This window comes from Streptomyces sp. NBC_01298 (assembly GCF_035978755.1).
Taxonomy (GTDB): Bacteria; Actinomycetota; Actinomycetes; order Streptomycetales; family Streptomycetaceae; genus Streptomyces.
Window position 1 is genome coordinate 8,205,582 of record NZ_CP108414.1, and the last position, 13,004, is coordinate 8,218,585.

At 69.9% G+C, this 13,004-nt stretch carries 13 protein-coding genes and 1 pseudogene; 7 read left to right on the plus strand and 7 right to left on the minus strand.

Going from position 1 to position 13,004, the window contains the following annotated elements; translation table 11 throughout:
* Positions 1-2: 2 nt before the first annotated feature.
* Positions 3-782, minus strand: a complete 780-nt coding sequence (locus OG730_RS37495; protein WP_327308453.1) for a hypothetical protein — start codon at positions 780-782, stop codon at positions 3-5.
* Positions 783-962: 180 nt separating this feature from the next.
* A complete protein-coding gene (locus OG730_RS37500; RefSeq protein WP_327308454.1) occupies positions 963-1,433 on the minus strand; it encodes a hypothetical protein in 471 nt (156 codons plus the stop codon).
* Positions 1,434-1,871: 438 nt separating this feature from the next.
* On the opposite strand from OG730_RS37500, the gene OG730_RS37505 reads away from it, so the two are divergent.
* The 3 genes from OG730_RS37505 (at position 1,872) to OG730_RS37515 (ending at position 7,309) form a co-directional block, all read left to right on the plus strand.
* A complete protein-coding gene (locus OG730_RS37505) occupies positions 1,872-2,909 on the plus strand; it encodes a terpene synthase family protein (RefSeq protein WP_327308455.1) in 1,038 nt (345 codons plus the stop codon).
* Between the two features lie 14 nt (positions 2,910-2,923).
* Positions 2,924-4,327, plus strand: coding sequence for a cytochrome P450 (locus OG730_RS37510; RefSeq protein ID WP_327308456.1), 1,404 nt, complete (start codon positions 2,924-2,926; stop codon positions 4,325-4,327).
* A gap of 69 nt (positions 4,328-4,396) precedes the next feature.
* Positions 4,397-7,309 (plus strand): ATP-binding protein, encoded by a 2,913-nt coding sequence (locus OG730_RS37515; RefSeq protein WP_327308457.1) that lies wholly within the window; start codon positions 4,397-4,399, stop codon positions 7,307-7,309.
* A gap of 33 nt (positions 7,310-7,342) precedes the next feature.
* Here OG730_RS37515 and OG730_RS37520 read toward each other — a convergent pair whose 3' ends face one another.
* Together OG730_RS37520 and OG730_RS37525 are read right to left on the minus strand one after the other, a co-directional pair.
* Positions 7,343-8,365: a DNA topoisomerase IB gene (locus tag OG730_RS37520; protein ID WP_327308458.1), complete on the minus strand. Its 1,023-nt coding sequence runs from the start codon at positions 8,363-8,365 to the stop codon at positions 7,343-7,345.
* Between the two features lie 8 nt (positions 8,366-8,373).
* Entirely contained in the window at positions 8,374-8,565 is a 192-nt protein-coding gene (locus tag OG730_RS37525) for a hypothetical protein (protein WP_327308459.1), read from the minus strand.
* Positions 8,566-8,798: 233 nt separating this feature from the next.
* Here OG730_RS37525 and OG730_RS37530 point away from each other — a divergent pair, with 233 nt between their 5' ends.
* Both OG730_RS37530 and OG730_RS37535 read left to right on the plus strand, forming a co-directional pair.
* Positions 8,799-9,275, plus strand: a complete 477-nt coding sequence (locus OG730_RS37530; protein ID WP_327308460.1) for an ATP-binding protein — start codon at positions 8,799-8,801, stop codon at positions 9,273-9,275.
* A gap of 666 nt (positions 9,276-9,941) precedes the next feature.
* Positions 9,942-10,259, plus strand: a complete 318-nt coding sequence (locus OG730_RS37535) for an STAS domain-containing protein (protein ID WP_327308462.1) — start codon at positions 9,942-9,944, stop codon at positions 10,257-10,259.
* Between the two features lie 81 nt (positions 10,260-10,340).
* Here OG730_RS37535 and OG730_RS37540 read toward each other — a convergent pair whose 3' ends face one another.
* The 3 genes from OG730_RS37540 to OG730_RS37550 form a co-directional block, all read right to left on the minus strand.
* On the minus strand, positions 10,341-10,835 hold the full coding sequence (locus OG730_RS37540; protein WP_327308463.1) for a MarR family winged helix-turn-helix transcriptional regulator: 495 nt from the start codon (positions 10,833-10,835) through the stop codon (positions 10,341-10,343).
* On the minus strand, positions 10,832-11,362 hold the full coding sequence (locus tag OG730_RS37545; protein WP_327308464.1) for an STAS domain-containing protein: 531 nt from the start codon (positions 11,360-11,362) through the stop codon (positions 10,832-10,834). The genes OG730_RS37540 and OG730_RS37545 overlap by 4 nt, the downstream gene beginning before the upstream one ends.
* A 71-nt stretch (positions 11,363-11,433) precedes the next feature.
* A complete protein-coding gene (locus tag OG730_RS37550; protein ID WP_327308465.1) occupies positions 11,434-12,099 on the minus strand; it encodes an HSP18 transcriptional regulator in 666 nt (221 codons plus the stop codon).
* A 155-nt stretch (positions 12,100-12,254) separates the two neighbouring features.
* Here OG730_RS37550 and OG730_RS37555 point away from each other — a divergent pair, with 155 nt between their 5' ends.
* Positions 12,255-12,689 (plus strand): Hsp20/alpha crystallin family protein, encoded by a 435-nt coding sequence (locus OG730_RS37555; RefSeq protein ID WP_327308466.1) that lies wholly within the window; start codon positions 12,255-12,257, stop codon positions 12,687-12,689.
* A 158-nt stretch (positions 12,690-12,847) separates the two neighbouring features.
* A pseudogene (locus OG730_RS37560) lies at positions 12,848-12,994 on the plus strand (DUF2267 domain-containing protein); the annotation flags it as partial.
* Positions 12,995-13,004 lie beyond the last annotated feature (10 nt).

Here is a 13,004-nt window from a genome sequence, read left to right on the forward strand (position 1 = left end):
CCTTACCGGCCCAGGGCGCCGCGCAGGGTGATCCCGTACCGGGTGCGCAACCGACTCAGCTCCCAGAAGGACAGTGCGGTCACCGACAGGGGTGCGCCCGCCAGGAAGAGGAGCCAAACGCTCTGCGGGGCGTTGACCGGCGGCCCGTCGAGGGCCTGGAGGGCCGACATCACCGTGACGACGACCGGGGACAGGAGGGGCGGCAGCACTTCGTGGACATCGGCGGTCCGGAAGGAATGGTGCACCGACAGCACGGACGACGCCAGGACGAACGGGAGCAGGAACAGTGAAGCCATTCCGGTGAGCAGGCTCAGGAGGGAGCCTGCGACACCGCCTCCCGCGATGAACGGTCCGTTCAGGCTGCCCCGGAAGGAGAAGACCAGCAGTGCCGCCGCACCGAAGAGGACACCGAACGCGGTCAGCGGGCCGGGCAGCCGCCGGCGGTACCGGCTGCGCAGCGGCGGCCGTGCCGAGCACACGAAGGCACCGACCACGAGCGGCCCCACGGCCATCAGCACGGCGGCGGCGATCAGCATCTCGACGAGCTTGTCGTTGATCACGCCCCCCGCCTCCCGGCGCAAGGTGTACGCGAAGAACAGCCAGACCGTCGCCCCCAGGCCGATGCAGGTACGGGCCACCTGCGCTCCGGAGATGGCCGGGTCGGTCAGGCGGTCCTGCCGTCCCGGCCGCTGGAAGCGGGCAGCGGCGACGAACGGCGCCAGCAGCGCCGTCGCACAACCGTGACGCCGGCGCCTCGGTGGCTGGTTCGTCGAGGTCGTCACGTAGGCTCCGGCGTCGCCCCACCCTGCTGGTGACGAGCCGTCCGGCTGCCATCCGTACCCGTTCCGACCTGCCATGCAGCGCCCCCGCACCCCGAATCTTCAAGATCGAAAGGGGACTGTACCGGTGGTGTGGCGCCCTTCGGACACCGGGTCCGTCCGGCCCGGTTTCCGGCGGTCCCGTCAGGGAGTTGGGGAGTCGGTCGCACGGGCGATGCGGTCGGGGCGGCCGTCGATCCACGCGTGTCGTGCCGCGTCGCGAGCGGCCGGGGGTGCGCCGGGGTGTCGGTGGGGGGTGCGGGCGTTCTCCACGACCGCCCAGCCCTTGTCGCCGTCGAAGGTCCTGAACTCGACCAAGTGGTGGTCGAGGTGTCCAGTGATCATCACTGCCATGAGGGACAGGTACTCTCCCCGGAGGTCGGGGGTGAGCGAGCCCTCTTGCGGCCCTCCCAGGAGGACCTGCTGTTCCTCGGCCAGGAGCGTGCAAGTGGTCTGGACGGCTCGGACGAGTGCCTCGAACCGCTCCCCTCCCAACCGCGTGCGCAGGAACTCCAGATGGGATCCGAGGACGTCGGCATCCTGGTCGTCTCCCGGCCCGCCGGCATCCACCTGCGCTTCAGGCCCTCCAGGGCCCGGCGGATGATGCTCGGTCATGCTTCCGCCCTTCCCCCAACGGCCGCTGCCCTGCGCAGTGTAGGCGGGGGCCCGCGCTCCAACGGCGCTCTTCGGCCACCCGGCCGGCCCCGGTCGCCTTCTCTGCGGCGCCTCTGGCCCCAGGCGCCCCGAACGCAATCGACTATGCCAATTGCATACTCAAAAAGAATTGCGATTTCGGCAATTCCGGGATGGATTACCCGAGTTCACTCGCCCAACGTTGACAGCGTGCTGCGTCTTGAGGGTAAATGAGTTCACAGGTGGCCTGATGTGGTCGCAGGTAGGCTGGATCAGGCCACTCCGTGACCGGTTCATTCCGCCCCGCCACCTGGCGTGGCCGTGGCGATGTCGTAGTAGAGGGGTGTTTGGGTCGCGGGTGTACAGCGTGGTCGTGTAGTGAGCGGGTATTGACGAATCAGATTCTTCCGTGGGGGATCAATGACCCAGCTCAGTTCATTTTCCGTCCCCGATTTCCACCTTCCGTTCGGAAACGCCAAGCATCCCGGCGCCGCCCGGGCGAACGCCGAGGCGACCTCGTGGGTGCTGGAGCACGAGCTCGTGACCGCCGCGGCCGAGCAGTTCTCGGGCATCGGCGTGGGCCACCTGGCCGGCCGGGTGAGCGGTGACGTCCCCTACGAGCGGGTCCTCCTGCTCGCCGAGTGGATGGCCTGGTCGTTCGTCCTGGACGACCAGCACGACCACCTCATCAGAGCGGGAGAGGTCGCGGCCTGGCGGCCCGTCACCGATGCGATCACCGGCTATCTGCGAACGGGGCGGATGGAGAGGTCGGCAGCGGGCCGAAATCCGTTGGTGACGGGATTCGTCGACCTGTGCGACCGGATCCTGGCCGGCATGTCCGAGGGGACCGCGGCCCGGTACCGCGCCCATGTCCCCCTCATGCTCCACTCCTTGGACCAGGAGGCGGGCAACCGCGCCGCCGCGACGGGACCGGGGGTCCAGGAGTACGTCCTCATGCGCCGCCACAGCTCCCAGATCCTTCCGATGATGGACATGGTGGAGGCCGGGCTCGGGATCGACCTCCCGCAGAACGTCCACGACCTCCCCGAGTTCCAGGCTCTCGTCGCGAGCGTGCTCGACGTCATCTCCTGGGGCAACGACGTGTTCTCCCTGCCGAAGGAGCACGCCTGTGGGGACACCAACAACCTCGTCTCCCTCATCTCCTTCTGGGAGAGGTGCTCCCTCGCCGACGCCGTCCAGGCGGTCGAGGGACGCATTCAGGAGCGCATCGAGCAGTATCTGACCGAGGAAGCACGTCTGATTCAGGCCGTCAACGCGCTCCCCGGGACGGAACCGTCGCTGGTCGACGCGGTCACCCGCTGCGTGCGCAGTTACGAGGACTGGATGATCGGCGCCGATCTGTGGCAGCGTTACGAGTGCACGCGGTACAGCGACGAACGGTTCGCGGCCGGACTGGAGTCTGCGTACACCCGCCCGGATCTTGTCTCCGCGGCGTGACGGAAAGTCAGTTCATGGCAACTGAAGCGCATTCCGGTCCCGAGGTCCATGCCCCGGTCGCCCCAGGGCGGTTACCGCTCCTGGGCCACGCGCTGCAACTGTGGCGCCGGCCGATCGCGTTCCTGGAGTCGCTCCGGGAACACGGCGACATCGTACGGCTCGACATTGGCACCTGGCCCGTCCACGTGCTGACGAGCCCGGAGCACGTCCACTCCGTACTGGTCCAGCAGGCACAGCAGTTCGGCCGGGGAAGGATCTTCGACAGGCTCCGCCCGGTGTTCGGCAACGGGATCGTGACCACCGACGGCGACTTCCATCGCAAGCAGCGCCGGATGATGCAACCCGCCTTCCACCGCAACCACATCGCCGAGTACGCCGAGGCGATGTGCCGGCAGGCGGAGGTGATGTCCGCGTCGTGGACGGCCGGCCGTGAGATCTCCATGGTCACGGAGGCGCGCGGGTACGCGATGGCTTCGGTCGCCGAGATGATCTTCTCGGGAGACCTGAGCCGGCCCGCCGTCGAGGAGGTGCACCGCTCGCTGCCCATCGTCCTGGAGGGCATGCTCGTGCGGGCGGTCATGCCCAAGTCGCTGGACCGGCTGCCCATTCCGTACAACCGGCGGTTCGACGGCGCGGCCGCCCGGCTGCGCCGGACCATCGACGAGGTGATCCAGCAGTACCGCGCCGAGGAGTCGGCCGCGCGGGGCGACCGCCACGACCTTCTCTCCCTGCTGCTGGCGAGCGTGGACTCCGAGACGGGCTCGACGATGGATGCCGAGCAGGTGCGGGACGAGGTCATCGCCATCATGCTCGCCGGCACCGAGACCTCTGCGACCACCCTGTCCTGGATCTTCCACGAGATCGGCCGGAACCCCGAGGTGGAGGCGCGCGTCCACGCCGAAGTCGACTCGGTGGTGGGGTCCCGGCCCGTGCGGCCCGAAGACATACCCGCGCTCACCTACACGCACGACGTCTTCCAGGAAGCCCTGCGCCTGCATTCCCCCCTGCTCTTCACCCGCAGGGCCCTGGTACCCCTTACCCTCGGCGGAATCTCGATCCCGGCCGGCGCGGAACTGGCCTACAGTCCGTACGCGTTGCACCGGGACCCCGGGCTCTTCCCCGACCCCGGCGTCTTCGACCCGGACCGCTGGCAGAAGGGGGCGAAGGAGCGCTCCCGTACCCACAGTTACGTCCCGTTCGGGGCCGGCCAGCACAAGTGCATCGGCGATTCCTTCGCCGTGGCGGAGATCCTGACCGCGGTGGCGACCGTCGCTTCGCGATGGCACCTGGAGCCCGCCCCGGGCAGCACCGTGCGCGAACTTCCCGCAGGGATCCCGCAGCCCAGCGAACTGCCGATGATTCCTGTGGCGCGGAAGGTACAGCACTCTTCTCATACGAGTGATGAGATACCGCAATAGTGTGCTGAAACAGCATCAACTCCTCCTCCGGCCCGTACACTCTGCCGCACGTGCTGGAGGGGGCAAAGGATGTCGCAGGTCACGGAACCGAGAAGCTGGAACACTCAGCCCCTGCTGGAGCGGGAGGCGGAAGTCCTCGCGATCCAACGCGCGGTGGACGTGCTCTGCGGCATCTCGGGCAATGGTTCGGGCAACGGCTCGGCCGTCCGCAGCGGGAGCGTCCTGACCTTCGCCGGATCGGCCGGCATAGGCAAGACCACCCTGCTGAACGAGGCCCGCCGCCACGCCGCCGACCGCTCCTGCACCGTGCTTTTCGCACGCGGCGGCGAGCAGGAGCGGCAGGTCCCGTTCCACGTGATGCGCCAGCTCATCCAGCCGGCCCTCGCCGCCATGAGCGAGGACGAACGGCGCGACGCGCTCGGCAACTGGTACGGCATCATCGCCCCCGCGCTCGGGCTGACCGCCGCCCCGAAGGGTCCGACGGGTCCCGACCCGCAGGGCGTGCGCGACGGACTCGACTGGGTGGTCACGCATTTAGCGGTGCGCAACGCCCCCGTCGTGCTGATCGTCGACGACGCGCACTGGGCGGACGCGGAGTCCCTGAGCTGGCTCACCTCCTTCGCGGCGCGCGCCGAGGAACTGGCCATGCTGATGATGGTGGCCTGCCGCCCCGACGAGATCCCCGCCGACGCCGGGGCGCTGCGCGCCCTCATGGGACGCCAGGGGACGCGCCCGCACGAACTGGCTCCCCTGACCACGAGCGCCGTCGCGCGCATCGTGCGCGACGCCCTCGGTGAGAACGCGGACAACGTGTTCTGCCGCGAATGCTGGGCGATCACCGGCGGAAACCCCTTCGAGGTGGTCGAGCTGGTCATGAAGGGCCGCGACCGGGGGTTGAAGCCGTACCAGGGCAACATCCCCCAACTGCGCGACCTGGCTTCCGCGGTCAAGGGCAGCGGACTGATCGACCGGCTCGAACAGCTCGGCCCGTCCACCGTCCGGCTCGCGTGGGCCGCCGCCGTGCTCGGCACCGCGGTCCCCCTCGGCATCGTCGGTGGGGTGGCCGCCCTCGGTGAGGCGCAGGCCGCCGAGGCCATCGACCGGCTGCGGGCCGCACGCATCCTGACCGTCCTCACGAGCGTACGGCGCAAGGAAGTCGTGGAGTTCTTCCACCCGCTCATCGCCACCGCCGTGTACCGCTCGATTCCGCCCGGTGTGCGCGTGGCCATGCACGGGATGGCAGCCCAGGCCGTGATCGACGACGGCCAGGGTTCCGCGGCCGCCGCCCGCCACCTGCTGGAGATGCACCCCGAGGGCGATCCGTGGGTCGTACAGCAGCTGCGCCAGGCCGCGCGCGAGAGCTTCTCCGCGGGCGCTCCCGATGCCGCGCGCCGCTACCTGGCACGTGCCCTGCGCGAGCCCCCGGAGGTGGAGGACCGCGCCGAGGTCCTGTTCGAACTCGGATCCGCCAACCTCCTGCACGACCCCGCGACGACGATCAACCAGCTCAGGGCCGCGCTGGAGGAGCCCAAGACCGACCAGGCCCTGCGCGAGGCGATCACGTACCGGCTCGCCCAGGCGCTCGGCCACACGGGTCAGCTGGGTCTGGCGGCAGGGCTCCTCGCGGACGAGGCCCGGCGCGCCACGAGCTCCCGTACGCGGCTGCGCATGCAGGCCGAGCAGTTCAAATGGAACGCCGTCCGGTTCGACGAGGAGAACTCGCCCGCCCGCTCCCGGCTCCTCGCCCAGTTCGCCAAGCGGCTCACCGGCCGGGGTCTGCCCGAGCGGCACATCCTCGGTCTGCGGGCCTGGGACGCGGCGATGCGCGGCGAGTCCGCCTCCACCGCCCTGGAGTACGCGGAACAGGCGCTCGACGGGGGCATGAGCTGGACCGACCAGGACTTCGGCTTCGAGGTGCCCGCCGTCCTCGCGGTCACGCTCATGTACTGCGACCAGCCCGGCCGGGCCGAGGACCTCTTCAACACCGCGATCGTCGAGTTCGAGGGGAAGGGCTGGCGCGGCGCGCACCTGTCGTTCGTCTACACCCTGCTCGGCTACGTCCGCTACCGGCGCGGGCAGCTCGCCGAGGCCGAGGACTTCGTACGCAACGGCCTGCAGATCGCCGACCGCGTCGGCACCGGGATCCCGGCGCAGTGGTACGCGATCGGTACCCTCATCGAGACCCTGCTCGCCCGGGGGAACACCGCCGAGGCCCAGCGCATCGCCAAGGCCTACAAGCTGGCGGAGGGCTTCCCCCAGGCCGTGGTCTACCCCGATCCGCAGGCCGTGTGGGGCAAACTGCTCCTGGCTCAGGGCAGGATCGAGGAGGCGGAGCACCACCTCACCGCGGCCGGCCGGCGCCTGGATCTGCGCGGAACGCGCAATCCCTCGTGGAGCCCCTGGCAGCTGGACCTGGCGCTCGCGCAGGCAACGCACGCGCCCGAACAGGCACGGGCCACGGCGGCCGAAGCGGTCGCACGGGCCCGCGCGTTCGGGACGTCCAGCGTGATCGGACACGCCCTGCGCGTCGCGGCCGCGGCCACGGACCCGTCCCAGGCGGCGGGCCTGCTGCAGGAGGCGGTGGAGCACCTCGAACAGTCTCCGGCCGCCTACGAACTCGCGCACGCGCTCATCGACCACGGCACGGCCCTGCACGCCATCGGCGACCCGCACCAGGCGGCACAACAGACTTATCGGGGAATGGAGTTGGCCGCGGACTGCGGAGCCGACGGCCTCGTGAGCCGGGCCAGGACCCAGCTGGCCTCGACAGGTCTGCGGCCTCGCCGACTGCACACCTCCGAGCAGGACACCTTGACCGTCGCCGAGCTCACGGTTGCCCGCCACGCCGCGGAGGGGATGGACAACAGGGCGATCGCCGCGGCGATGCACACCAACGCCCAAGCGGTGACCGAGCTGTTGTCCGCGGTCTTCACGAAACTGGGCACCGACCGGCTCGGACTGCACCGGGCGCTCGGATCCTGATCGGACGGACGGCCGGCCCCAAGGAGAGCCCGGCTAGGCCGCGTCGGACTGCAGCAGTCGCAGAACCGCGCGCTCGACGGCACCGTGAGTGGCGGGTCGGCCGAAGGTGCCGTCCTTGCCCAGGTTTCCGAGGGACTCCGCGATGGTCCGGCCGTCCTCGTAGAGTTCGAAGAGGCGGGGATGGATGTACGAGGCCCGGCACACGGCGGGTGTGTTGCCGAGGTAGTCGCTGACTTCGCGCACCGCGCGGGCCACGACCCTGCCCCGGCGGGCGCTGGACTTGTCGGCGGTGCTTTCGGAGACGGCCAGGGCGACCGCCGCCAGCACGGTGGCGTACCAGGTCCTGAAGTCCTTCGCCGTCACGTCCTGCCCCGAGCACTCCCGCAGGTAGGCGTTGAGGTCCTCGGCGTGGACCTCGTGCCAGGTCCCGTGCTCCCAGTAGGCGAACAGCTTCGGGCTCGCGTCCTTGCGCCGCAGGAGTGCCCGGACCACTGCGCGGGCCGGCGCGTCCACCATCGCGCGGGTGACCTCCTTGCCCGACTTCGCGGGGAAGTGCAGCCTGATCTCGCCCTTCCCGCAGGTGGCGTGTTCCCGAAGGAGCGTGGTGAGTCCGAAGCTGCCGTGGTCGCGGGCGTAGCGCTCCCCACCGATGCGGAGGAATCCCAGGTCGAGGAGGCGGGTGACGCAGGCGAGCACACGGACGCGGGTCAGGCCGCGGCCGCCGAGGTCCCGCGCGACCTGCTTCCGCAGGCGTGGCAGCGAGCGGGCCACGTCCTGGACGTGCTCGTGTTTCGCGGCCTCCTGCTGTTCCCGGAACGCGGGGTGGTACAGGTATTGGCGTCGCCCGGCGTCGTCCGTGCCCAAGGCCTGGATGTGGCCGTTCGGCCAGGGGCAGATCCACACGTCCTGCCAGGCCGGCGGGATCACAAGGGCACGGACCCGTTCCCGGTCCGTCGGGGACAGGGGATTCCCGGCCGTGTCCAGGTAGCGGAAACCGCGGCCGTGGCGCACGCGGCGCCACCCTGGTGCGCGGGGGTCGCTCGTCCGCAGGCGCACGACAGTCGTCAATCCGCGTCGGGATGGGCCTGGGTGCGCAGCGTCCACGCCTGCCCGTGGCAGTCGTAGGGCAGCGGGGGGAACCGGTGCCCGCGGACGTCGGTGCTCTTGCTCCAGAGGTGCTCCTTGCCGCAGTCACAGGCGTAGATGCCACTCTGGGGAACTATTTCACCGGGTTTCCAGCTGTTTGTCTCATTCATGCAGGACGTATACCCCGGCTGCGGTGCCACACCTCATCAGCATCCGCCTGCGGTCCACGGGTGCGGCTGTTCCGCGCTGTCGTGACCGGGGAGTCGGGTACGGGACGGTGGCCCGCTCGGCGGTCCGCGTCATCCGGGCGCTCGGATCTTCGTTCTGTGTTCGCGTGTAGGGCTGCTGTTCCGGGGTATTCGGGTGGAAGCCACCGGGTGGCTCGCTCAAGATGGGGGTGCGTATGGCCGGTGTGGTGGTGCCCCAAGACGAGTGTGAGTTGCTGTTCGGCCGTCGGATCGCGTCGGCTGTGGCCTTGGACGGCAGTGAGCCGATCGCTGGGGCCAGGCGTGCTGCCCGCGGTTTCATGGCCGATGTGCAGGCCGTTCACGGGCTTCCGGTGTCGGACCGTGCGATGGGCATGGTGGAGCTGGTGGTCAGCGAGTTGGTGACCAATGCCTACAAGTACGCGCCCGGGCCGTGTCTGCTGGAGCTGGAGGTGGGTGCCGGCGTCGTGGAGATCAGCGTGTGGGACACCGCGGCGCGGCTGCCCGCGGTGAGCTCGGCTGATCCGGGCCGGGTCGGGCAGCACGGCCTGGAGATCGCGATGGCGGTGTGCCGAAGTTTCGAGGTACGGCGCGAGCCCGTGGGCAAGCGGGTGAAGGTCACCATAGGGCTGGCCGACGACCCCGACGGGGACCCGGCCGGACGCCTCCTGTGATCATGCCGGCCAGGCTCTTGCCGCACGGGTGGGGCGGCGCCACAGCCGGCCGTGCGCTGCTTCCGACGTGAGATCTACAGCCCTCAAGAGCGGTCGCGGAGGGCCGCGCCGACGGCCGGGTGGAGGCGCATCCGGCACTCCTCGGCACATGTGAACCGGGCCGCCGCGGGGCGGGCCCGAGCCGGTGACCGTGCATCTGCCTGAGCTCTCGGCCGAGGTCTGCACGCAGGAAAAGCCTGATGGCTCGAGTCGGGTGGATGGCCCTCTTGCTACCGGCCAACCCTGCTGCCATCGATTTCCTCCTTGCCGGGCACTCGGATTCCTCATTGAGGCGCGCAGGGAAATCTATGCTGGCCGGAGTAGACATTGACCTGCCGTCTGGCTATGGTTTCTCTCGTAGCCCAGAGAGACCGAGGGCTTGGCAGAGACGAACCAAGTGGTCCCAGAGGGGGTCGCGGGCGCGGATCGCCGGCGCGGTATCAGGGCCGGACGATGGTGTAGTCAGTTCCTTCGGGGCCCTGGTGCCACAGGCATCGGGGCCCCTCGGTATGCAGACGAGTCGTTCGGTCGTCTCGATGACGAAGATCAAGCCTGTCTGCGTGATGGGCCGTATTCCTCGGCCTCCCCGACAAGCCGGTAAGAGGAGGCCCCCCCTTGGAACCGTGTGTGAGGGTCCGACCGGACATCGATGGTGTCCGCGTGATCACCTGCTCGGGCGAGTTCGACCAGGACACCCTCGAACCTCTTCGTCAGGCGGTCGCGGGTGCCCTCGCCGATCCGGTGCGCACGATCGTGCTGGACGTCAGCGGGATCACGTTCGCTGACTCCTCCATGCTCAACGAGTTGATCCGCCTGTGGCGCACCGGCCGTCCCATGGTTCTGGCAGGCCCCCTCAACCCACAGATGGCCCGGCTCTTGGAGCTCACCTCGGCGGATCAGCTCTTCACCGTCGTCGGCAGCGTCGAGGTGGCGCTCACCTTGTAGTCGACCTCGCCGAGACGGGGCGGCGGAAGGCCGGGCGGGCTATGTGGCCGGGACGGTGGGGCAGGTCGCGGGGACGGGTGCTCAGGCGGTGGGGTCGTCCTGCTGGGGGGAGCGTGTGGTCGCGGTGATGCCGAGCTGGAGTGCTGCGAGTCCGGTGGCGAGTGCTTGGCGGGTATCGGCGCTCATGGTGTCGAGGGCTTGGGCGAGTGTCTGCTGGCGCTTTTCCCGTATCTGGGCGAGGTGTCGTTCCCCGGCGGGGGTGAGCCGGGGGGTGAGCTCGCGGCCGTCGCCGGGGCCGGGGTGGCGGCGTAGGAATCCGGTGGCCTCCAGCCGGTCGCAGAGCCGGGTTACGGAGGGAGCGGCGGCGCCGAGGAGCTGGGCCAGGGCGCTCATGCGGATGCCGGGTCGGCGGTCGAGGAGGAACATCAGGCGCAGCTGCGTGGTGGAGACCGGTGCCGCGGGTGCTGATTGGCGGGTGTTCTCGTAGACGACGTCGAGGAGTTCGGCGATGTCGCTGACCGAGCGCGCGGCGTCCGGGTCGATGCCGCGGGGCCCGAAGGCCGGTCTCTTCGTCACCGGTCACGGTCGGGTGGTGGTGGTAGTGGTGGTGGAGCGGGCGGGTGCGGCCGGTGTGGGGGCGGGGTATGACAGGGCCCGGCCGGTGCGCGGCACGTCCACCCGCTACTGGGGCCGGCCGTCCGGGTGTGCGTGGGGGATAGGCCGTTGGTGGGCGGGTGCGGGCCGATGGGGAAGAGGGACAGGGTGCCGGTCATCTCCAGGAGGCGCGTCAGCTGATCGTTGGGATCTGCCAGGTGGATGACGGCGCTCACCTTCTGTGCTGTGAGTCGCGCGGTGAGAAGTGCGTTGAGTCCACTCGAGTCGCAGAAGGTGAGGCGGCTGCAGTCGACCACGACGGGCCGGGCCGGTGAGGCGTGGGTGAGGGCTCTGCTGAGCGCGATCCGCAGTGCGGATGCGGTGTCGATGTCGATTTCACCGACGGGGTGGAGGGTGACCGCGCGGTCCAGGATCTCCACCGTGATGCCGGTGCCGGTGCCGGTGCCGGTGCCGGTGCCGTCGGCCTCGAGGGGAGAGCGCTCGGTCATGGTGATCACTCCTTGGATCGACGGGCCTGGTCCCCGATACCCGTGGCCCTGGTGCTGATCAGGGGTGGACGTCAGGTGTTGCGCCGGTCGTGGGTGTCACGGCGGAGCTGGTCGGTGTGCCGGGTCAGGGCGTCGATGCGGTCGGCGAGCTCGGAGTCCTCGGGCCGCAAGTGTTCGCGGCTGTCGGCCAGGGGACCTACGAGGCGTGCGACGTCGCTTTCGCCCAGTGCCGCGTTCAGGTCCCCGACCGTGCGTTCGGCGCCGGCCGGGAGGCCGGTGAGGGAGGTGACCTGGCCGGCGAGGCGCCGCAGGTCGGCCGCGTTGTCGCGGGCCCACGCGCTCACGGTGCGGTCGGCCGCGCGGGTGGCACGAGTGGCCTCGACGCGCTCGTCACCCGTGCTTCCGGCCGTGCCGGGGCGTAGGCGCAGGTAGCGGCGCTCGGCGGCCTGGCGACTGGCCACTCCCAGAGGCCCGGCCAGGTCGGCCCAGCTCGCACCGGCGTCGCGAGCGGTCTCGACCAGCCGGCTCTCCCAGGTGGCGAGCTCCTCCCGGACCTCGCGCAGCGTCACCAGCGCGGCCAGAGCCGGGTGCGGCCCCCCGTCCGGACCGGGCGCTGTTGTGGCCGTCTCCGGTCGGCCGGCTGGCTGCCGGGCGTCACGTACGGCTCGGCTGATGGTTTCCAGGGCTGCCGCGGCAGCGAGGAAGTCGATCCGCGGGGGTGGGGTGGCTTCTGCCATGGCACTCTCCGTTTCCATGTCACTCTCACGGTGACATTTTGGCCGTCACCCTTCCAGTGACTCCTTGCTTGTCATCGTTTGGATGACATGTTACAACGGGAGCACGTTGAAGCGCATTGGCAGTTTCTGCCTGAACCAACTGGAGGTGTTTCGCGATGTTGATGCGCACTGACCCGTTCCGCGAGATGGACCGGATCGTCCAGCAGCTGTCCGGCAGCTCGGGTACCTGGTCGAAGCCGTCCGTCATGCCGATGGACGCCTACCGCCAGGGCGACGCGTACGTGATCGCCTTCGACCTCCCCGGAGTGAGCACGGAGGCGATCGACATCGACGTCGAGCGGAACATGCTGACCGTCAGGGCCGAGCGCCGGCCGGCGGACAACTCGGACGCCGTCCAGATGGAGCTTTCCGAGCGGCCCCTCGGCGTGTTCTCCCGCCAGGTGATGCTGGCCGACACCCTCGACACCGAGCGCATCGAAGCCGACTACGACGCGGGTGTCCTGACCCTGCGGATCCCCATCGCCGAGCGTGCCAAGCCCCGCAAGATCAGCATCGGCCGCGCCGACGGACACCAGCAGATCTCCGGCTGAACAGCCCGGCACCAGCCGCGGAGGGCGGATGCCACCACCCCTCCGGCACCCGTCCTCCGCGCCCTCCACGCCCTTCGCTTCAATCCTCCTCGGAGGTGACGTGATGCCGATGCGCCCGGAGGCATTCCTGAACCACGTCCAGGAAAACGGCGAGTACCGGCGCCACCGAGAAGACGGCCCTGTGGGACATCGGCGCGGTCCTGTCCGCCGCCGCGGCCGCCACCGGCGACGACCTGACACGCGAGGTCCTGCTCCAGCTCCCGCCCGGCTACGACCTCCTCTTCGGCCACCCCCGGCCCACCTGACCGACGCCCC